The 354-nt window shown below is 49.4% G+C and carries 1 pseudogene; it reads left to right on the top strand.

What is annotated here, in order from left to right:
- A pseudogene (locus BB427_RS24350) lies at nucleotides 1-354 on the top strand (contractile injection system protein, VgrG/Pvc8 family); the annotation flags it as partial.

Here is a 354-nt window from a genome sequence, read left to right as displayed (position 1 = left end):
GCATGGAGCAAGATATTGGCAGCAAACAAAGCGCCACTATGCCGAGTGTACCGCAAATTCAAGCGCTCTCTGAGAATGCTCGACTCTCACTGGCCGCCGATGGCATTGCCACCATGGCAAGCAGTACCATTGAGTTGTCTTATACCTATCAAGATGGCAGCCCAATTATGGGTGCGCCTTATACCATTCGATTTGCAAACGGCACAGCGCTGACCGGTAACTTAGATGACAGCGGTAAAGCAAAAATCGAAAATGCCCCGCCCGGTCAATACACCGTGCAATATGGTGAGGATAAACGCGATTACCTGCCAGAAGATAATCGCCCTAAAAACCCACTGTATGGAAAAATCACCC

It is taken from the genome of Pseudoalteromonas sp. BMB (assembly GCF_001709235.1).
Lineage (GTDB): Bacteria > Pseudomonadota > Gammaproteobacteria > Enterobacterales > Alteromonadaceae > Pseudoalteromonas > Pseudoalteromonas maricaloris.
Note: the sequence above shows the minus strand (reverse complement) of the source record. Positions and strands in the feature narration are given on the sequence as shown.